General features: G+C 63.7%; 20 protein-coding genes. 15 read left to right on the top strand and 5 right to left on the bottom strand.

The genetic code is table 11. The features are described from left to right. Positions 1–474 precede the first annotated feature (474 nt). The 15 genes from urtA to IVA82_RS45050 all read left to right on the top strand — a co-directional run bounded on the left by urtA (position 475) and on the right by IVA82_RS45050 (position 14,519). Positions 475–1,797: an urea ABC transporter substrate-binding protein gene (gene urtA, locus IVA82_RS45120; protein ID WP_247388146.1), complete on the top strand. Its 1,323-nt coding sequence runs from the start codon at positions 475–477 to the stop codon at positions 1,795–1,797. 84 nt (positions 1,798–1,881) lie between these two features. After that, positions 1,882–3,492, top strand: a complete 1,611-nt coding sequence (urtB, locus tag IVA82_RS45115) for an urea ABC transporter permease subunit UrtB (protein WP_148739052.1) — start codon at positions 1,882–1,884, stop codon at positions 3,490–3,492. Further along, the gene (gene urtC / locus IVA82_RS45110) at positions 3,489–4,658 is read left to right on the top strand and encodes an urea ABC transporter permease subunit UrtC (protein WP_247388145.1); all 1,170 of its coding nucleotides are present in this window, start codon (positions 3,489–3,491) and stop codon (positions 4,656–4,658) included. The genes urtB and urtC overlap by 4 nt, the downstream gene beginning before the upstream one ends. A 5-nt stretch (positions 4,659–4,663) precedes the next feature. Next, positions 4,664–5,425, top strand: coding sequence for an urea ABC transporter ATP-binding protein UrtD (gene urtD / locus IVA82_RS45105; RefSeq protein ID WP_247388144.1), 762 nt, complete (start codon positions 4,664–4,666; stop codon positions 5,423–5,425). Positions 5,426–5,428: 3 nt separating this feature from the next. Then, complete coding sequence (gene urtE, locus IVA82_RS45100; protein ID WP_148739049.1) at positions 5,429–6,124, top strand: urea ABC transporter ATP-binding subunit UrtE; 696 nt, start codon at positions 5,429–5,431, stop codon at positions 6,122–6,124. Positions 6,125–6,174: 50 nt separating this feature from the next. Next, entirely contained in the window at positions 6,175–7,020 is an 846-nt protein-coding gene (locus tag IVA82_RS45095; RefSeq protein ID WP_247388143.1) for an urease accessory protein UreD, read from the top strand. A gap of 39 nt (positions 7,021–7,059) precedes the next feature. Further along, a complete protein-coding gene (locus tag IVA82_RS45090; RefSeq protein WP_247388142.1) occupies positions 7,060–7,362 on the top strand; it encodes an urease subunit gamma in 303 nt (100 codons plus the stop codon). 9 nt (positions 7,363–7,371) lie between these two features. Continuing rightward, entirely contained in the window at positions 7,372–7,677 is a 306-nt protein-coding gene (locus IVA82_RS45085; RefSeq protein ID WP_247388141.1) for an urease subunit beta, read from the top strand. 55 nt (positions 7,678–7,732) lie between these two features. After that, positions 7,733–8,272 (top strand): HD domain-containing protein, encoded by a 540-nt coding sequence (locus IVA82_RS45080; protein WP_247388140.1) that lies wholly within the window; start codon positions 7,733–7,735, stop codon positions 8,270–8,272. 37 nt (positions 8,273–8,309) lie between these two features. Beyond that, positions 8,310–10,025, top strand: a complete 1,716-nt coding sequence (gene ureC / locus IVA82_RS45075; RefSeq protein ID WP_247388139.1) for an urease subunit alpha — start codon at positions 8,310–8,312, stop codon at positions 10,023–10,025. Positions 10,026–10,154: 129 nt separating this feature from the next. After that, positions 10,155–10,454 carry a putative quinol monooxygenase gene (locus IVA82_RS45070; protein ID WP_247388138.1) on the top strand — a complete coding sequence of 100 codons (300 nt, stop codon included), beginning with the start codon at positions 10,155–10,157 and terminating at the stop codon, positions 10,452–10,454. 12 nt (positions 10,455–10,466) lie between these two features. Then, positions 10,467–11,081, top strand: coding sequence for an urease accessory protein UreE (gene ureE, locus IVA82_RS45065; RefSeq protein WP_247388137.1), 615 nt, complete (start codon positions 10,467–10,469; stop codon positions 11,079–11,081). Then, positions 11,062–11,790: an urease accessory protein UreF gene (locus tag IVA82_RS45060; RefSeq protein ID WP_247388178.1), complete on the top strand. Its 729-nt coding sequence runs from the start codon at positions 11,062–11,064 to the stop codon at positions 11,788–11,790. The genes ureE and IVA82_RS45060 overlap by 20 nt, the downstream gene beginning before the upstream one ends. A gap of 156 nt (positions 11,791–11,946) precedes the next feature. Beyond that, positions 11,947–12,570: an urease accessory protein UreG gene (gene ureG / locus IVA82_RS45055; RefSeq protein WP_247388135.1), complete on the top strand. Its 624-nt coding sequence runs from the start codon at positions 11,947–11,949 to the stop codon at positions 12,568–12,570. A gap of 299 nt (positions 12,571–12,869) precedes the next feature. Further along, positions 12,870–14,519, top strand: coding sequence for an HWE histidine kinase domain-containing protein (locus tag IVA82_RS45050; protein ID WP_247388134.1), 1,650 nt, complete (start codon positions 12,870–12,872; stop codon positions 14,517–14,519). Positions 14,520–14,526: 7 nt separating this feature from the next. Here the strand turns inward: IVA82_RS45050 and IVA82_RS45045 are convergent, their stop codons facing one another. The 5 genes from IVA82_RS45045 to IVA82_RS45025 all read right to left on the bottom strand — a co-directional run bounded on the left by IVA82_RS45045 (position 14,527) and on the right by IVA82_RS45025 (position 18,649). Beyond that, positions 14,527–15,180, bottom strand: coding sequence for a TetR/AcrR family transcriptional regulator (locus IVA82_RS45045; RefSeq protein WP_247388132.1), 654 nt, complete (start codon positions 15,178–15,180; stop codon positions 14,527–14,529). A gap of 47 nt (positions 15,181–15,227) precedes the next feature. Beyond that, positions 15,228–16,370, bottom strand: coding sequence for an OpgC domain-containing protein (locus IVA82_RS45040; protein ID WP_247388131.1), 1,143 nt, complete (start codon positions 16,368–16,370; stop codon positions 15,228–15,230). 194 nt (positions 16,371–16,564) lie between these two features. Continuing rightward, entirely contained in the window at positions 16,565–17,020 is a 456-nt protein-coding gene (locus IVA82_RS45035; RefSeq protein WP_247388129.1) for a hypothetical protein, read from the bottom strand. 66 nt (positions 17,021–17,086) lie between these two features. Then, positions 17,087–17,458 (bottom strand): DUF883 family protein, encoded by a 372-nt coding sequence (locus IVA82_RS45030; protein WP_247388128.1) that lies wholly within the window; start codon positions 17,456–17,458, stop codon positions 17,087–17,089. Positions 17,459–17,536: 78 nt separating this feature from the next. Beyond that, positions 17,537–18,649 (bottom strand): AI-2E family transporter, encoded by a 1,113-nt coding sequence (locus tag IVA82_RS45025; protein WP_247493941.1) that lies wholly within the window; start codon positions 18,647–18,649, stop codon positions 17,537–17,539. Positions 18,650–18,751: the final 102 nt, after the last annotated feature.

Genomic DNA, 18,751 nt, shown 5'->3' with positions numbered 1-18,751 from the left:
GGGCGCGCGCAAGAGGGTGTCGAGAGGACACCTGCGTGTTTGGGGTGTCGGATGGGCTTGATGGGATGGGGCAAGCCAAACGCCCGTAAGGGCCTAAGAACACGCGGCTCGCAACGACCGCTTGATTCGCAAGAGGTCTCCCGCGTCATATGGAACATCCAGGGGGCGTTTTCAAGGCAGGTCCGCCCCGAATGGCGACTGCGGTGTAGAAATAGCTATGCCGGAAATTTAGACAGAAGCGCAATTCTGCTCATAAAATAGACTGTTTGCCACATTAGCATACATTTTGTTCGCCCAATTTCTGAGCAAGTGGAGTGCGGCGAAACTTTGATTTCGAGTAAATAATCAAATTAAGTCAATGGCTTGAGCGGCACTCAGCCCATGGCATGGTTCTTGCGATTCCGTTAATCGCAGGCGGCCGTGGGGCCGTTTCGCAGCGTTTTTTCACGTCTGCGTCAGGGAGATGATACAATCATGCTTACCAAATCCACTCACGATATAGCGGCGTCATTTAGCCGCCGCGGCGTGCTCGCCGCGACCGCCGGACTGATGCTCGGTCTGGCCTCATTGACCGGCGCGAAGGCCGCCGACGACACCATCAAGGTCGGTGTCCTCCATTCTCTCTCCGGCACCATGGCCATCAGCGAAACCACGCTGAAGGACACCATCCTCTTCCTGATCGACGAGCAGAACAAGAAGGGCGGCGTGAACGGCAAGAAGCTCGAGGCCGTCGTCGTCGACCCCGCGTCCAACTGGCCGCTGTTCGCCGAAAAGGCGCGCGAGCTGATCACCAAGGACAAGGTAGCGGTCGTGTTCGGCTGCTGGACCTCGGTGTCGCGCAAGTCCGTGCTGCCGGTGTTCAAGGAGCTGAACAGCATCCTGTTCTACCCCGTGCAGTACGAGGGTGAGGAAAGCGAGCGCAATGTGTTCTACACCGGTGCCGCGCCGAACCAGCAGGCGATCCCGGCCGTCGACTACCTGATGAAGGAAGAGAAGGTGAAGCGCTGGGTGCTCGCGGGCACCGACTACGTCTACCCGCGCACCACCAACAAGATCCTGGAAGCCTATCTGAAGTCGAAGGGTGTCGCCCAGGAAGACATCATGATCAACTACACGCCGTTCGGTCACTCCGACTGGCAGACGATCGTGGCCGACATCAAGAAGTTCGGCTCAGCCGGCAAGAAGACCGCGGTGGTCTCGACCATCAACGGCGACGCCAACGTTCCCTTCTACAAGGAGCTCGGCAACCAGGGCATCAAGGCCAAGGATATCCCGGTCGTCGCGTTCTCGGTGGGTGAGGAAGAACTCGCCGGCATCGACACCAAGCCGCTGCTCGGCCATCTCGCCGCCTGGAACTACTTCCAGTCTATCAAGTCGCCGGAGAACGAGAAGTTCATCAAGGCGTGGCAGACCTACACCAAGAATCCGAAGCGCGTGACCAACGATCCGATGGAAGCGCACGTGATCGGCTTCGACATGTGGGTCAAGGCGGTCGAGAAGGTGAAGTCGACCGATCCCGACAAGGTCATCGACGCTCTCCCGGGCATCGAAGCCAAGAACCTGACCGGCGGCACCTCCAAGATGCTTCCGAACCACCACATCACCAAGCCGGTCTTCATCGGCGAGATCAAGGCGAACGGTCAGTTCGACGTGGTCTGGAAGACGCCTGGCCTCGTTGCTGGCGACGCCTGGTCGAAGGAGCTCGACGGCTCCAAGGATCTGGTCGGCGATTGGGTCGGCAAGAAGTGCGGCAACTTCAACACCAAAACCAACAAGTGCCTCGGTTCGGGCTCCTGATCCGAATCTGACGCTCCACTGGACGACCGGAGAAGGCGGCGATCCCGCCGCCTTCTCCACACATTTCTGCCGGGGTCATTCACAGTGCCAGCCAATTTGTCCGCTCGTCTCTGTTCGCTTGCGCTCTCGTTGTTCCTGATCGTGTTCGCGCTGCCGGCCTTCGCCGGTCCGTTCGAGGATGCGGTTTCCAAATTCGCCAACGACGATTTCTCCGACACGGAAGAGGCGATCGGCGCGGTCGCAAGCAGCGGCAACCCGTTGGCCTACCCGATCATCAGTGCGCTCCAGGACGGCCGCCTGATGGCCGATCCGGACAGCAAGAAGGTTTACGTCACCAGCGCCGACGGCAAGTCGATCGATGCTGCGACCGGCCAGCCGGTGGCCAGCGTTCCCGACAGCGCGAGCGCGGTCCGTCTCAACAATCGTCTACGCCGCAGCGTCGACGCTGCGGTCGGCGGCCTGACGCTGATGTCGCCGGACCTCGGAATGCGCCTGCAGGCCGCGCAATCCGTCTTCAAGTCGCATGAGGAGACGGCGCTCGATGCGGTTGAAGGTGCGCTTGCCAAGGAAACCAACAGGTCCGTCAAGGCCACGCTGGGCGACGCGCGTGCCGCAATCCTGCTGTACAAGCCCGACGCTACCGAAGTGCAGAAGCTCGAGGCGGTCGCCACCATCAAGGCCCGCGGCGACCAGGAAGCGCTCGCTCTGCTCACCGGCATCGGCAGCGATCAGCCCGCCTCGGTGACGAAAGCCGCCGCGAGCGCAATCGGCTCGATCCAGAGCTCGCTGGCGGTCTGGTCCATGGTGCAGAATGCCTGGTACGGCCTCTCGCTCGGCTCCGTGCTGCTGCTCGCGGCGATCGGCCTTGCCATCACCTTCGGCGTGATGGGCGTCATCAACATGGCGCATGGCGAGATGGTGATGATCGGGGCCTACACCACCTTTGTGGTGCAGGAGGTGATCCGCACCCGCTATCCCGGCCTGTTCGACTATTCGCTGCTGATCGCCGTGCCGCTCGCCTTCCTCGTCGCCGGTGCGCTCGGCGTCGTGATCGAGCGCAGCATCATCCGATTTCTCTATGGCCGTCCGCTGGAGACGCTGCTTGCGACCTGGGGCCTGTCGCTGGTGTTGCAACAGGCTGTGCGCACCATGTTCGGTCCGACCAACCGCGAGGTCGGCAATCCCTCCTGGATGAGCGGTGCCTTCGAGCTCGGCCAGATCACCATCACCTATAACCGGCTCTGGATCCTCTGCTTCACGCTCGCGGTGTTCGCGATCCTGCTCGCGATGCTGCGCTACACCGCGCTTGGCCTCGAGATGCGCGCGGTGACGCAGAACCGCCGCATGGCGGCCTCGATGGGCATCGCCACCTCGCGCGTCGACGCGCTGACCTTCGGCCTCGGTTCCGGCATTGCCGGCATCGCCGGCGTGGCGCTGTCGCAGATCGACAATGTCAGCCCTAATCTCGGCCAGAGCTACATCATCGACAGTTTTATGGTCGTGGTGTTCGGCGGCGTCGGCAATCTCTGGGGCACGCTGGTCGGTGCCTTCACGCTCGGCATCGCCAACAAATTCCTGGAGCCTGTCGCCGGCGCCGTGCTCGGCAAGATCGCCATCTTGGTTCTCATCATCCTGTTCATTCAAAAGCGCCCGCGCGGCTTGTTCGCGCTCAAGGGGCGGGCGGTGGAAGCATGACGCCGCATATGCTGACGCGATCGCTCGACCGCGGCGCAACCGTCTTTTTGTTGGTCGTGGCCGCGTTGGGGGTATTGATCCCGCTTTCCAACCTGCTGCTGCCTGCCGGCTCGTTCCTGCAAGTGCCGACCTATCTCGTCGCGCTCTGGGGCAAATACGTCTGCTACGCCATCCTCGCGCTCTCGATCGACCTGATCTGGGGCTATTGCGGCATCCTCTCGCTCGGCCACGGCGCCTTCTTCGCGCTCGGCGGCTACGCGATGGGCATGTACCTGATGCGGCAGATCGGCACGCGCGGCGTTTACGGCAATCCGGTCCTGCCCGACTTCATGGTGTTCCTGAACTATTCGAAGCTGCCCTGGTACTGGTACGGCTTCGACATGTTCTGGTTCGCCGCGCTAATGGTGCTGGTCGTGCCCGGCCTGCTCGCGTTCTGCTTCGGCTGGCTCGCCTTCCGCTCCCGCGTCACCGGCGTCTATCTGTCGATCATCACGCAGGCGATGACCTATGCGCTGCTGCTCGCGTTCTTCCGAAATGATTTCGGCTTTGGCGGCAACAACGGCCTGACCGATTTCAAGGACATTCTGGGTTTCAATGTCCAGGCCGAGGGCACCCGCGCCGCGCTGTTCGCACTCAGCTGCCTGGCGCTGATCGCCGGCTTCCTGATCTGCCGCGCGATCGTCTCCTCCAAGCTCGGCAAGGTGCTGATCGCGGTGCGTGACGCGGAATCGCGCACGCGCTTCCTCGGCTATCGCGTCGAATCCTACAAGCTGTTCGTGTTCACGGTGTCGGCCTGCATGGCCGGCGTCGCCGGCGCGCTTTATGTGCCGCAGGTTGGGATCATCAATCCATCGGAATTTGCGCCGGGCAATTCGATCGAGGCGGTGATCTGGGTCGCGGTCGGCGGCCGCGGCACGCTGATCGGTGCGGCGCTCGGCGCCGTCGTCGTCAACTACGCCAAGACGTTCTTCACCTCCGGCATGCTCGCGCCGTACTGGCTGTTCATGCTGGGTGCCATGTTCATCCTGGTGACGCTGCTGCTGCCCAAGGGCATCGTCGGCACCTTCAACGCCTGGTCGGAGTCGTCGAGAGAAAAACGCCCGGCCGAGGCCACCAGGAGCGCCGCAGCCGAGGACGGCGTCACCGAACCGAAGATGGCGGAGTAGGCGCAATGAACGTCATGGACACACGCGCGACCTCCGCGATGCTCTATCTCGACGGCGTGCACGTCTCGTTCGACGGCTTCCACGCCATCAACAACCTCTCGCTGACACTCGAACCCGGCGAGATGCGCGCCATCATCGGCCCGAACGGCGCCGGCAAGACCACGATGATGGACATCATCACCGGCAAGACCAAGCCCGACGAGGGCACGGTGCTGTTCGACGGCGTCACCGACCTGACGCGGCTGGACGAGACCCGCATCGCCGAACTCGGCATCGGCCGCAAATTCCAGAAGCCGACCGTGTTCGAGAGCCAGACCGTGCAGGACAATCTGCTGCTCGCGCTCAATGTCGATCACAGCGTCAAGGGCACGCTGTTCTGGCGCGGCAGCAACGCGGAATCGGAGCGCATCGACAAGGTGCTGGAGACGATCCGTCTCACCGAGGCGCGAGGCCGCCTTGCCGGCAGCCTCAGCCACGGCCAGAAGCAATGGCTCGAGATCGGCATGCTGCTGGCGCAGGATCCGAAGCTTCTGCTGGTCGACGAGCCCGTCGCCGGCATGACCGACGTTGAGACCCATCTCACCGCCGAATTGCTCAAGGAAATCAACAAGACCCACACCGTGATGGTGGTCGAGCACGACATGACGTTCGTGCGCGAACTCGGCGTCAAGGTCACCTGCCTGCACGAAGGCACCGTGCTCGCGGAAGGCACCATCGACCAGGTCTCGTCGAACGAGCGGGTCATCGAAGTGTATTTGGGGCGCTGAGCGATGCTTGAGGTCAAGGACATCAACCTGTTCTACGGCGCAGCGCAGGCTTTGCGCGGCGTCTCGATCGCGGCCGAGCCCGGCAAGGTCACTTGCGTGCTCGGACGCAACGGCGTCGGCAAGACCTCGCTCTTGCGCGCCATGGTCGGTCAGTATCCGATCTCGTCGGGCGCGATCGTGTTCGACGGCGACGACATCACCTCGCTCAAGCCCTATGAGCGGGCCCGCAAGGGCATTGGTTTCGTGCCGCAGGGCCGCGAGATTTTTCCACTGCTGACGGTCGAGGAGAACCTCAAGACCGGCTTCGGTCCGCTCAAGCGCCAGGACAAACATATCCCCGACGATGTGTTCTCGCTGTTTCCCGTGCTGCAATCCATGCTCGGCCGGCGCGGCGGCGACCTCTCCGGCGGCCAGCAGCAGCAGCTTGCGATCGGGCGCGCGCTGGTGATGCGGCCGAAGCTGCTGCTGCTCGACGAGCCGACCGAGGGCATTCAGCCCTCGATCATCAAGGATATCGGCCGCGCGATCTCCTATTTGCGCAACCTCGGCAGCATCGCCATCGTTCTGGTCGAACAATATCTCGACTTTGCCTGCGAACTCGGCGACAGTTTCGCGGTGATGGATCGCGGCGCGGTGAAATTTACCTGCGACCGCACCAATCTCGATGCGAGCGAGATCAGCCGCCAGATGGCGCTGTAAGCCAGGAAACCGAAGGCCAGACATCCCGCCGCGACCGGCTGGGGAGGCGGATGCGCAGCGAACGATCAGCCAATTTCTCTGACTTCGAGACTTCGGTATTCGAGGCGAATCGTGCCCGCGGCGCAGTGCGGTTCGACGTGCACGCGCGCGACGGCATAACGCGACGCGGCGTCGTGCATGAATCGGGCTCGCTGCGCGTGCGCTTTCCCTCGACGGAAGATGAAGGCCTGTCCGGCATGTTCGTCAACACGGCCGGTGGTGTCGCCGGCGGCGATCGCTTCGACATCGAGATCGCAGCGGCCGACACAGCGCGCCTGACTCTGACCACAGCGGCTGCGGAAAAGGTCTATCGCACGCCGGGCCCGGCGGCGCAGCTCAGTGTCGCATTGAAGGTCGGCGCCAGCGCGCATCTGTCCTGGCTGCCGCAGGAGACGATTCTGTTCGACCGGGCCCGCGTACGACGCCGCTTCGACATCGACCTTGATGCGACGGCCTCGCTCCTACTGTGCGAGATCGTGGTGTTCGGGCGCACCGCCATGGGCGAGCGGATGGAGCAGGGTGAGTTCGTCGATCGCTGGCGGCTGCGCCGTGGCGGTAAGCTCGTCTTCGCCGAGACCGTCCGGCTCGACGGCAATATCGGCGCAAAGCTCGCGCGATCGGCGGTCGCCAAGGGCGGCGCGGCGATCGGCACGGCGCTGATCGTTCCCGCCAACGAGGCGCTGGTCGAACGAATCCGCGAGGCCTCGGACTCCTTCGCCGCCGAGGTCGGGATATCCGCCTGGAATGGATTTGCAATGGCGCGGTTCTGTGCCCAAGATGCAGCCGCGTTGCGGGCCGACATGATGGCCGTGCTGGCGCGCACCGGTGCGGTCCTGCCGCGGCTCTGGTTGAATTGACGCTGGCTGAATTGATGTGTTGAACGGAAGAGATTTCGCATGAACCTGTCTCCCCGCGAAAAGGACAAGCTTCTGATCTCGATGGCGGCGATCGTGGCGCGCCGCAGGCTCGATCGCGGCGTCAAGCTCAACCATCCTGAAGCGATCGCGATCATCTCCGATTTCATTCTCGAAGGTGCGCGCGAGGGCCGCACCGTCGCCGAATTGATGCAGGCCGGCGCGCAGGTGCTCACCCGCGACCAGGTGATGCCGGGCATTCCCGAGATGATCCACGACATCCAGGTCGAAGCAACGTTTCCGGACGGGACCAAGCTCGTCACCGTGCACGAGCCGATCAGGTAGGAGCAAAACATGATTCCCGGCGAACTCTTCATCCAGGACGGCGAGATCGAGCTCAATGCCGGCCGCAAGACCGTGACGCTGACGGTCGCCAACACCGGCGACCGACCGATCCAGGTCGGCTCGCACTACCATTTCTTCGAGACCAACCCGGCCCTGAAGTTCGACCGCAAAAAATCCCGCGGCATGCGCCTCGATATCGCCGCCGGCACCGCCGTCCGCTTCGAACCCGGCCAGACCCGCGACGTCCAGCTCGTCGCCGTGGCCGGCAAGAAGACCATCTACGGCTTTCGCGGCGACGTGATGGGGAAGCTGTGATCTCCACAGGAACGAGCGCGGCACGGCACGGTTGAGACGAAAACGGAGGTTTGCCATGCTCTCACCCGTCCGCCTCATCTCTGAAGCTGCCGAACTCGCCGCGCACCGTCACAACGGCATGTCGCGCAAGGGGCGCGGCAAGGAGCCCTACATCAACCATCTCGCCGAGGTGGCGAACCTGCTCGCAACCGCGACCGATGGTACCGATGCCGAGCTGGTCGCGGCCGGCTGGTTGCACGATTCGATCGAAGACACCGACACCACGCGCGAAGAGCTCGCGCAGAAATTCTCCGAGCGTGTCGCGTCGCTCGTCGCCGAGTGCACGGACGATATGAGCCCGCCGAAGCCAGAGCGCCGGCGCCGGCAGGTCATCGATGCGCCGAAAAAGTCTGCCGGGGCAAAGCTGATCAAGATCGCCGACAAGATCAGCAATATCGGCGCGCGCATTCATTCCGATCCGACCGCCGAGGAGCGCGACGATCTCGCCGACTATGCCGATTGGGCCGAGCAGGTCGTCGCCGGTTGCCGCGGCGGCAACCCATGGCTCGACACGACATTCGATACCACGGTGCTCACAGCAAGGGCTTCGCTGTGAGCACCAATCCAACATTCAACCGCAAACGGGGCTTGTGATGTCCGTGAAGATCAAACGTTCCGTCTATGCCGACATGTTCGGCCCCACCACCGGTGACAAGGTGCGGCTTGCCGACACCGACCTCATCATCGAGGTCGAGAAGGACTTCACCACTTACGGCGAGGAGGTGAAGTTCGGCGGCGGCAAGGTGATCCGCGACGGCATGGGGCAGTCGCAGGTCACCAACCGGCAGGGCGCGGCAGATACCGTCATCACCAATGCGCTGATCGTGGACCACTGGGGCATCGTGAAGGCCGACGTCGCCATCAAGGACGGCATGATCGCCGGCATCGGCAAGGCTGGCAATCCCGATATCCAGCCGGGCGTCACCATCATCATCGGTCCCGGCACCGACGTTATCGCGGGCGAGGGAAAAATCCTCACCGCCGGCGGCTTCGACAGCCACATTCATTTCATCTGCCCGCAGCAGATCGAGCACGCGCTGATGTCGGGCGTCACCTCGATGCTGGGCGGCGGCACCGGTCCGTCGCACGGCACTTTCGCCACCACCTGCACGCCCGGGCCGTGGCACATGGGGCGGATGATCCAGTCGTTCGACGCGTTCCCGGTCAATCTCGGCATTTCCGGCAAGGGCAACGCCTCGCGGCCCGCGGCGCTGGTCGAGATGATAAAGGCCGGCGCCTGTGCGCTGAAGCTGCACGAAGATTGGGGCACCACGCCGGCCGCCATCGACAATTGCCTGTCGGTCGCCGACGACTACGACATCCAGGTGATGATCCACACCGACACGCTGAACGAATCCGGCTTCGTCGAGGATACCATCAAGGCGTTCAAGGGCCGCACCATCCACGCCTTCCATACCGAGGGTGCCGGCGGCGGCCATGCGCCCGACATCATCAAGGTAGCCGGCTTGAAGAACGTGCTGCCGTCCTCGACCAATCCGACGCGGCCGTTTACCCGCAACACCATCGACGAGCATCTCGACATGCTGATGGTGTGCCACCACCTCGATCCATCGATCGCGGAGGATCTGGCGTTTGCCGAAAGTCGCATCCGCAAGGAAACCATCGCCGCCGAAGACATTCTGCACGATCTCGGCGCGCTCTCGATGATGTCCTCGGATTCGCAGGCCATGGGCCGGCTCGGCGAGGTCATCATCCGCACCTGGCAGACCGCCGACAAGATGAAGAAGCAGCGCGGATCGTTGCCGCAGGACAAGAGCAAGGACAACGACAATTTTCGCGTCAAGCGTTACATCGCCAAGTACACGATCAATCCCGCGATCGCCCATGGCGTGTCAAAGCTGATCGGATCGGTGGAGAAGGGCAAGCTCGCCGATCTCGTGCTGTGGTCGCCGGCCTTCTTCGGCGTCAAGCCGGACTGCATCGTCAAGGGCGGCTCGATCGTCGCCGCGCCCATGGGCGATCCCAACGCCTCGATTCCGACGCCGCAGCCGGTGCACTATCAACCGATGTTCGGTGCATTCGGCAAGGCGCGCACGGCGTCCTCGGTGGTGTTCACCTCGAAGGCCGCGGTCACCGGAGGCCTCGCGCGCAAGCTCGGCATCGACAAGAAGCTCTATGCGGTCCAGAACACCCGCGGAAAGATCTCGAAGAAGAGCATGATCCACAACGACGCCACGCCCAACATCGAGGTCGACCCGGAAACCTATGAGGTGCGCGCCGACGGCGAACTGCTCACTTGCGCGCCGGCCGAGGTGCTGCCGATGGCGCAGCGGTATTTCATGTACTGAGAATAGCGCCTCAACGCATGTCCCCGGCCGTGGCTCCAGGGGCCGATTTTACGGTTTTGCGTTCGATCCCGCCTGGTCTAATGTCCCGCCCGGTATCTTACCTCAGAAGAAAAGCCGGGAGGATTTCTCGTGATCTATGTCGTTGCCACTTTGACCATCAAGCCCGAGACGCGCGCCGAATTCATTGCAGCCGCCACCGCCTGCATCAAGGAGACGCGGAAAGAACCCGGCAATATCGCCTATGATTTGCACGAGAGCGTCACTGATCCGGCCAAGATGGTGTTCGTCGAGCAGTGGGAAAACATGGAGGCGCTGGGGCCGCATCGCGCTGCCGAGCACATGAAGACGTTCGGCCGCATGGCGGTGAAATGCTTCACGGCGCCGCCGAAGATCGAATACATCACGCCCGGGAAGGTCGAGACACGGTAACAGGGTAAAAGCATGATCCGGGCGACACAGGTCAAGGGACAGTACCGATTCGCGGAAGCGCCGGCGGATACCGTCGTGCTCGATTTCGACGATCGGCACCGCCGCCGCATGGCGATGACGGGCACCCGCGGCCTTGAGTTTTTGCTCGACCTGGAAAACGCCGTCGCGCTGCGGGGCGGCGATGCGCTGGTGCTGGAGGATGGGCGGCTGGTCGAAGTGGTTGCCGCCCCGGAGCCGCTGCTCGAGATCCGCGGCCACGATCCGCACCACCTCATCCGCGTCGGCTGGCATCTCGGCAACCGCCATTTGCCGACCCAGATCATGGCCAAGGGCCTGCGGATCCGCCGCGACCATGTCATCGAGGCCATGGTGAAGGGGCTCGGCGCCCGTGTCATCGAGATCGAGGCGCCGTTCGATCCCGAGGGCGGCGCCTATGCGGATGCCGGTCACGCGCACGGCCACGACGACCACGCTCATCACGATCATGCCCACGACCATCACGGCCATGACCACCACGATCACGATCATGCCGGGCATGACCATGGGCACGGTCATCATCACCACGACGAGCACTGCGACCACCCCGACCATCACCACGGCGATAGCCATGCTCATGACCACAAATGAGCCGACCGGCGCCGGCCGCCTCGCCGAGCGCGAGGCGGCGGCGCTGTACCGGCTGATGACGTGGCTGTCGCCGGCGTTCCCTGTCGGCGGCTTCTCGTACTCAAGCGGCATCGAATGGGCGGTCGAGGCGGGTGACATCGTCGACACCGCCTCTTTGGTCGACTGGCTCGATGCGATGCTGGGCGACGGCTCTGGCTTTTGCGACGCGACGTTTCTGGTCCATGCCTATCGGGCCGCGGAGGCGGGCGAGGAGGCCTCCTTGCGCGATATCGCCGAGCTCGCTGTCGCCTTCGTGCCGTCACGCGAGCGGCAACTCGAGACGACCTCGCAGGGACGCGCCTTCATCGACATCACGCGCGCGGCCTGGGATGCCGACGGACTGGATGCCATGGTCGCGGCATGCAGCACGCCGCTGATTTATCCCATCGCCGTCGGCGTGGTCGCCGCGATGCACGGCGTGCCGCTGGCCCCGACGCTGCACGCCTTCCTGCATGCGCTGGTCTCGAACTGGATCTCGGCGGCAAGCCGGCTCATTCCGCTCGGTCAGACCGACAGCCAGCACGTTCTGGTGACGTTGGAAGCTGCCGTCGGCGAGACCGCAAATCGTGCGCTGGTTGCGACATTGGACGATCTTGGCAGCGCAACGTTTCGCGCCGATCTCGCCAGCCTGCGGCACGAGACGCAGTATACGCGGCTGTTCAGGTCATGAGCGCGATGCGCTTTACTCCGTCGTCCCGGCGAAGGCCGGGACCCATAACCACGAATGCGCGTGGTTATGCACGGGCGTGGCTCCAGCTAGCCGCGACCACGAGCTTCGGTGGCTATGGGTCTCGGCCTTCGCCGGGACGACGATAGGAAAGAATCAATGCCTACTTCTCACGGCCCCTTGCGCGTCGGTGTCGGCGGTCCCGTCGGATCGGGCAAGACCGCGCTGATGGACCTGCTCTGCAAGACCATGCGCGATCGCTACGACATCGCCGCGATCACCAACGACATCTACACCAAATGGGATGCGGAATTCCTGGTGCGCTCGGGCTCGCTGACGCCTGACCGCATCGCCGGGGTCGAGACCGGCGGCTGCCCTCATACCGCGATCCGCGAGGATGCTTCGATGAACCTGGCCGCGGTGGCGGACATGCGCGCGAAATTTCCCGAGCTCGACCTCGTTCTGATCGAGTCCGGCGGCGACAATCTCGCTGCCACTTTTTCCCCAGAGCTTGCCGACCTCACGATCTACGTCATCGACGTGGCGGCCGGCGACAAGATCCCCTCCAAGGGCGGCCCCGGCATCACCCGGTCCGACCTTCTGGTCATCAACAAGATCGACCTTGCGCCCCATGTCGGCGCCTCCCTGGAGAAGATGGAGACGGATGCCAAGCGCATGCGCGGCACGCGTCCCTTTGTCATGACCAACCTCAAAAAGAGCGAAGGGCTCGACCGCATCGTCGGCTTCATCGAAGCCAAAGGTGGACTGCACCGGGCGGGCTGACCAGCGCGACGACATAGCGCAGGCTTTTCCGCCGTTAATGCCTGGGGCAAAAGCTGCAAACCATGGAACAAATTCCCGGCACCGCGATTGAGTACCTTCGGTGCCCCGGGGCAAGCCGTCCTGACCTCATGAGCGGCCGGGCGGATTAAGCATTTGAGGCGACCCAAGTTGCGTACTGATGCCTCCTCCTTCATTATCTCCGTCACTGGGGTCCACTCTGTTCCGGCACATGGCCGTTCGAGCGGCATTGATATGCTCCGTATTTATTGCCGACCTCCTGCTTTCGCCTGAGTAATCGCGTGGTCCGGCTGGGTTTTATCATTGGCTTCATCGCTCTGCTCGGAGCCCTGCTCTCCGGGCTTGCAGCCTATCGCGTCCACGATCAGGAGCTGGCGTTGGACCGGATCGCGCTGGCGCGCGCGATCGACGTTCATGCCAGCCTGGTCCAGGACCGGCTGACCGAACGCGAGCTGCTCGCGCGTGTCGCCTCCGGCCTGTTCCGAGCGCCGTCGGTGATCAAGCCGAACATGCTGGAGCCGCTGCGCTCGGCCATCTACGCCTTCAAGACCGATTTCGTGGTGGCCGGCTGGGTCGCCCGGCTGAAGCCAACCGAACTGGCGGCAGCGCAGACGGCCATCGCGGGTGCCGGCTTCCCAAACTCGCGGATCCGCACCTACGACGACAAGCCAATCGATCCGGCGAGTGTCACCTGGCCGATCGACGTGCTGATGGATCTCGAGCCGCGCAGTGACGAGACCAAGACGTTGCCCGGCCGCAGCTATGATCAGGATCAGGTTCGCAACGCGATGCTGACGCGTGCCCGCGTGGAGAAGCGGTCGGTTGCCTCCGATCCGGTTGCTCTGCTGCGTGGGAATGGAGCGATTGGCGTCATCGTGGCGGCTCCCGTGATTCCCGAGGGCGCGGTGGAGCCGGCCGGCTTCATCACCTTTTCCTATGAGCTCGCTTCGCTGATGCTGACCAATGACGACATGTCGCTGTTCTCGGTCGCGCTCAAGGATCCGCGCAGGGACGGTGGCGAACTGGTCGCCAACGACCAGGGCGTGGTGTCCGCGCGCAACGCGCAGCCGGACGGCTCGGTGCCGTCGGCGACGCGAACCGTGAGCTTCGGCGGCCGCGACTGGCAACTCGGCTATTACGCGAAGACCAATTCGGCGCGACGTGCCGAGCAGACCGCGATCATCGTGGCCGCGATTGGCTTCGCCATCACCGCCATGGTGTGCGGCTTGTTCGGCTACGTTGCCTACAACAATCTGCGGCTCAGCCGGGAAATCCAGGTCAGAATTGGTTTCGAGCGCCGGCTGACGGCGGTCATCGACGAGCTCAACCACCGGGTCAAGAACATCCTGGCCGTGATCCAGTCGATCGTAACGCGGACGTTGCGTCATGGCTCCGACATCGACGTCGCGCGCGAACTCCTGATCGGCCGTATCCACGCCATGTCGAACGTGGTCTCGCTGCTCAGCGAGAGCCAGTGGCAGGGTGTCAAGTTGAAGGGCCTGTTCGAGGCACGCGCCATTCCGCATGCCGACCGCATCGCCGTCAGCGGCCCGGACATCGCGGTCAGCGCGCGTGCCGCGCAGAGCCTGTCGCTGCTGTTTTTCGAGCTCGCCTCGCACTCGGACGAGGGCTTGTCACTGGTCGGCAAGCATCCGCACATCACCGCGAATTGGACGGTGACGGGCGAGGCGCCTGGCGAGGTCTTCCAATTCCGCTGGGAGGAATTCAACACCAGCGAGGCGACCCGCCGCCCCGATTCCGATTTCGGCCTGATCCTGCTCGACCGGGTCGCGCCCGAAGCGCTCGGCGGCACCGCCAAGCGGTTCTTCACCGAGGCCTCCTACGTCTACGAGCTGACCGCGCCGATGGAGACGGTCGTCGACATGTCCGAGCGCGACCGCACCGAGAAGTTTTCGCAGCCGGTGAGATAGATCGCGGCTAGTCCTTCGGCCGCAACACGAGGTCGACTAGGGTCCGCGCGTAGCTCGGCGTGATCGGGGCAATGCCGAAGACGTAGCGGTAGAACAGGCTGCCATAGATCGCGTCGTAGAGATCCTCGGGCTGCCCCTCGGCCAGGATGCTGCCGTCACGCTGGCCTGCGGCGATCATCTCGACCAGCGCGTCGCGACGCAGTTGCAGATAGCGTGCGTAGAATAGCTCCGCCGAGCCGGTCCGGGAGATGCATTCGGAGATGACGGCAAGCTGCACTTTTCCGAACTCGCCCTGAAGCGCCTCGGCATAGGCCGCAGCATGACGACGCGCACGCGCCGCGGGGCTGCCGGCACCGACTGGGGGTAGCGGCAGCATTTGCGCGGCATGGTGCAGGAAGGCGTCGATCAGCAGCGCCTCCCGCGACGGCCACCATTTGTAGATCGTCATCTTGGAGACGTTGGAGTGGCGCGCCACCGCGTCGATCGTGGTGACGGTGGCTCCCGTGGCGGCCATCAGCGCATAGGCGCTTTCGAGAATGGCGTTGGTGGTCTCGATCGAGCGCGGCCGGCCGCGCCGGGGCGCAGTGTCGGCCTCTTCACCCCCGCCTTTTGCCGTCACCACGCCCGGTCTCCTTGCACAGACGCCGCCTTCGCCCGGCATAGCTCAGCCGCAGCTTCGGGCCTAGCGGAATCGAGACGTATCGGCGGTCAGGCCTGCTGTCGCAATGCCGCGGGCAGATCCTGCCGCTTCGACCAGGAGATGTAATAGGCGACCGCAGCCATCGCTGCGAAGCCGACCAGGCTTACCGCGATCTGCATCACCACCAGATTGGCGCCGGTGATCAGGATCAGATGGCCGGCGAAGGACAGGAACACGCCGACGCAGAACACCGCGAGCCATTCCTCGCCGCATTTGATGACCGCCTGAAGCGGTCTCAATCGCAGGCCGGGATGGTCGGCCGGGACGAGATATGTTGCGAGGAAAGCGAGCGCGAGGAAATGGACCACACGATAAGGCGCGAGGTTTTCCTTGTCGGTCAGCGTGATGCTGTTGAGCACGATATCCGGCAAGAGGGCGGCAAGCGCCGGCGAGTGGCGCATCAGCGTGATCCCCATCGCGAACACGAGATAGGCGCCCGCGAGCACGCGCAGCCAGGACATGCGATGCAGCGCGCGGCCCGACGCACCGGTAACGGCGAACCAGCCGCCCAGCACCATCAGCATCTGCCAGCAGAACGGGTTGAAGGTCCACTCCTGATCGGGATAGAGCCGGAAATTCCAGTCGAACCAGCGCGCCGCGAAATACAGCGCGATCGATGCCGCCAGCGTCAGGTTCGGCCGTCGCAGCAGCCCCCACAGCGCAAACGGAAAGAACGCCATCAGCGGGATCATCAATTGCAGGAGATCGAGGTTCAGCGGCTCTTCCTGCAGCACCAGGCCGCGGACCAGGATGCGCAGCGGGTGCTCGAGGATGCCGGAGATGTTGTATTCGTGGATGATCTCCGGCGCCATCGATTGCGAGGCGACATAGGCGATGGTGTCGATATAGATCACGAACAGCACGACATAGGCGGCGTAGAGCCTCCAGACGCGGCGGAAAATGCGTGTCGCCGCGACGACGTAGCCGCGCTCCAGCGCCATTCTGCCGTGGATGATGGCAACGCCGTAGCCCACCACGAACACGAACAGATCCGCAGCACCGCTGAAGCCGAAGTTTCGCAGCGTCAGCAGGTTGACGACGTTGTTGGGGATGTGGTCGACGAAAATCGACCAGTTGGCGATGCCGAGCGTCAGATAGAGCCTGGCGTCGGGTTGGAATGCGGAGAGGTTCGCCTTGACGGACGGTTTCATCGCGGAAAATGACTTTTGGAATCAGGGGCGCCGCTTTTAGCGGCAACCGCCCGCCTATCCGAGTAGCGTTTGCGTGAATGGAGCCTGATCTGTCCGGCTGCCGAGAAATTACGCAAGCCGCGGCCCAAGTCGCGGCCGTCGGATCGCCCGGCCCCGTTGCCCGGATGACGTCCTGCTGTCCGGAGGTCTGACCGCTACTCGGCGGGCTCAGCCGATGCCTCGTCCGGCGCGCCGGCGCGGCTCGCCATGATTCCGAGTGCGATGCCACCGATCGCAAGGATCGGCAGCAGCCGCTTGACTCCGATGGCGCGAACGATCTGCAGTCCCGTCGCGAGCAGCATCGGATCGGCCAGCATGCTCTGCGCCGCCGATTTCGCGGCGCGCTCGGCCGCGATCTTGGCGCGCTTCTGCACCTCGCGCTTGTAGCCCCAATAGGTGCCGGCGGAAGTGAGCGCCAGCAGAAAGAAGATGGCGGCGCCAGCGAGACAGGCCTGAACCGGACCATATTTCTCCAGGACCGAGATGAAGACGGCGGCGCAGAGGAAGCATGTCGTCACGAACAGCGCGAATGCCGCGGCGGCGGCAAGCGATGTCAGCCGGACAGTCGTGCCGGTGGATGCACTGATCCCGTCGATGATGCGCTGAAGCATGGCCTTGCTCCTCAAATGCCCACAAGCCGCGGCGCTGCAGCCGCGGTCTTGAGGCCGTTCGCGGCCTTACCGGCGCCAGGCGGCGCCGATCAGGAAACCGATGCCCAGCGCGAGCGCGACCGTCGCGAGCGGTCGCTGCGTGATCGCATCTTCCAGCGTCTCCTCGATCGATCCGTAAGCGTCTTGCGCAGCATCCATCATCGCGCTGCCGCGCTCGGACATGTCGTCGATCGCGGAATCCATGTTCTCGCGCGCCTGACGATAGCCACGGCGGGCCTGCTTGCTCGTGGACTTGGAAAAGGTATTGAGCGCGTCGGTGATCTGATCGGTGAGGGTGGCGATATCGCTTTTCACGGCTGCTATATCCTTCTCGAGGCGTTCTCTGCTGGCTTTGTCGGTCCAGTCTCTCATCCCGGATTCGGCATTGGTCGTAGACATCGGGAGCTCCGAACTATTGACGACTGAGGCAACCGGAAAACGTTTCGTCGTCGGGTAAGTTCCGTTCACGGAAACCGGTCAGTCCTGCGGAAGCTGCGGCGAATCCGTCGGCAGAAGATGCTCCTTCAAGATCAGCGCGACGATCAGAAGCGGCGACGACAGGAAGGCGCCCATCGGACCCCATAGCCAGGTCCAGAACGCCAGCGCCAGCAGCACGGCAAGCGCATTGAGCGCGAGCCGCCGGCCGATGATGGTCGGCGTGACGAAATGTCCCTCCAGGAAGGTGATGCCGCCAAAAGCAAGCGCCGCCATCAGGCCGCCGCCGATGGTCGGGAACGCGACCAGTCCCACCACGACCAGAATGGCGAACATGGCGACCGGCCCGATGATCGGGATGAAATTGAGAGCCGCCGCAAGCGCGCCGAGCCCGGCCGGGTTAGGCATGCCGGTCAGCGCGCAAACGATGCCGGCGGCGATGCCGACGCCGACATTGATGACGGTGACGGTCAGGAGGTAGTTGCCGAGATGGACCTCGATCTCGTTGAGGATTCGTAGCGTACGCAGCCGCGCGTCGTGATCGCTGAAAGTCATGATTATCGCTCGCCGCAGGTCGCGCCAGCTCGCGATGAACAGGATGAGTGTGGCGAAGAACAGCAGGAATTCGGTGAAGGTCGGCGACAGGAATTCCAGCGTCGGCTGCACCCATTCGAATTTGGGCATCTGGAAGCTCGGTAGTCCGTCCGAGCCGCCGACCAGGGTCTGCAGCTCCTGCCAGAGCGCAAGCGGCCGGTCGAACACGTGCAGCTTGTCCTTCAGCTTTGCTCCGAGTTCGGGCAGACGGGAGCTCCATTCCATCACAGGCGAAGCGATCAGCGCGACAACGAAGCTGACCACGGCGGTCCCGGCGACCACGATCAGCACGGCGGCGAGCCCCCGCGGCACCTTCCGCTTTTCCAGAAAGGTCGCTGCCGGAGACAGCATGGTGCCGATGACAAAGGCCATCACCACGGGCAGAAAGAATGCCCTTCCGACGTAGAGCACCGCGACTACGGCGATCAGGAGCAGTCCGGCGAGCGAGAAGGCGACGAATTCGGTGCGACGGATCACCGGCGGCAGTTCGCTATGACTGTCTGCAAGCGGGGTGCCTTCGCCGTCACCGGGGTTCATACGTTCACTGGGAAGGACGCGCACAACACCTCTCCGGCACGGAAGCCCCTCGGCCCGCGCGCCCACGACAGGCCGAGAACGTGCGATCGCCACACGGGTTCCATCGCGGCCTCGTGAAGATGCGCT

The sequence above is a fragment of the Bradyrhizobium sp. 142 genome (genome assembly GCF_023074015.1).
Lineage (GTDB): Bacteria > Pseudomonadota > Alphaproteobacteria > Rhizobiales > Xanthobacteraceae > Bradyrhizobium.
The sequence above is the reverse complement of the archived record's forward strand: the minus strand, read 5'-3'. Positions and strand labels throughout refer to the sequence as shown.

Coding starts and splice junctions, on each gene's coding strand:
- IVA82_RS45035 (WP_247388129.1), bottom strand. CDS start 17,020: ATGCTTCAGCGCATCATCGACGGGATCAGTGCATCCACCGGCACGACT.
- IVA82_RS45080 (WP_247388140.1), top strand. CDS start 7,733: ATGCTCTCACCCGTCCGCCTCATCTCTGAAGCTGCCGAACTCGCCGCG.
- IVA82_RS45045 (WP_247388132.1), bottom strand. CDS start 15,180: ATGCCGGGCGAAGGCGGCGTCTGTGCAAGGAGACCGGGCGTGGTGACG.
- IVA82_RS45040 (WP_247388131.1), bottom strand. CDS start 16,370: ATGAAACCGTCCGTCAAGGCGAACCTCTCCGCATTCCAACCCGACGCC.
- IVA82_RS45060 (WP_247388178.1), top strand. CDS start 11,062: ATGCTCATGACCACAAATGAGCCGACCGGCGCCGGCCGCCTCGCCGAG.
- ureG (WP_247388135.1), top strand. CDS start 11,947: ATGCCTACTTCTCACGGCCCCTTGCGCGTCGGTGTCGGCGGTCCCGTC.
- IVA82_RS45030 (WP_247388128.1), bottom strand. CDS start 17,458: ATGTCTACGACCAATGCCGAATCCGGGATGAGAGACTGGACCGACAAA.
- urtE (WP_148739049.1), top strand. CDS start 5,429: ATGCTTGAGGTCAAGGACATCAACCTGTTCTACGGCGCAGCGCAGGCT.
- ureE (WP_247388137.1), top strand. CDS start 10,467: ATGATCCGGGCGACACAGGTCAAGGGACAGTACCGATTCGCGGAAGCG.
- ureC (WP_247388139.1), top strand. CDS start 8,310: ATGTCCGTGAAGATCAAACGTTCCGTCTATGCCGACATGTTCGGCCCC.
- IVA82_RS45085 (WP_247388141.1), top strand. CDS start 7,372: ATGATTCCCGGCGAACTCTTCATCCAGGACGGCGAGATCGAGCTCAAT.
- urtC (WP_247388145.1), top strand. CDS start 3,489: ATGACGCCGCATATGCTGACGCGATCGCTCGACCGCGGCGCAACCGTC.
- IVA82_RS45095 (WP_247388143.1), top strand. CDS start 6,175: ATGCGCAGCGAACGATCAGCCAATTTCTCTGACTTCGAGACTTCGGTA.
- urtD (WP_247388144.1), top strand. CDS start 4,664: ATGAACGTCATGGACACACGCGCGACCTCCGCGATGCTCTATCTCGAC.
- urtA (WP_247388146.1), top strand. CDS start 475: ATGCTTACCAAATCCACTCACGATATAGCGGCGTCATTTAGCCGCCGC.
- IVA82_RS45090 (WP_247388142.1), top strand. CDS start 7,060: ATGAACCTGTCTCCCCGCGAAAAGGACAAGCTTCTGATCTCGATGGCG.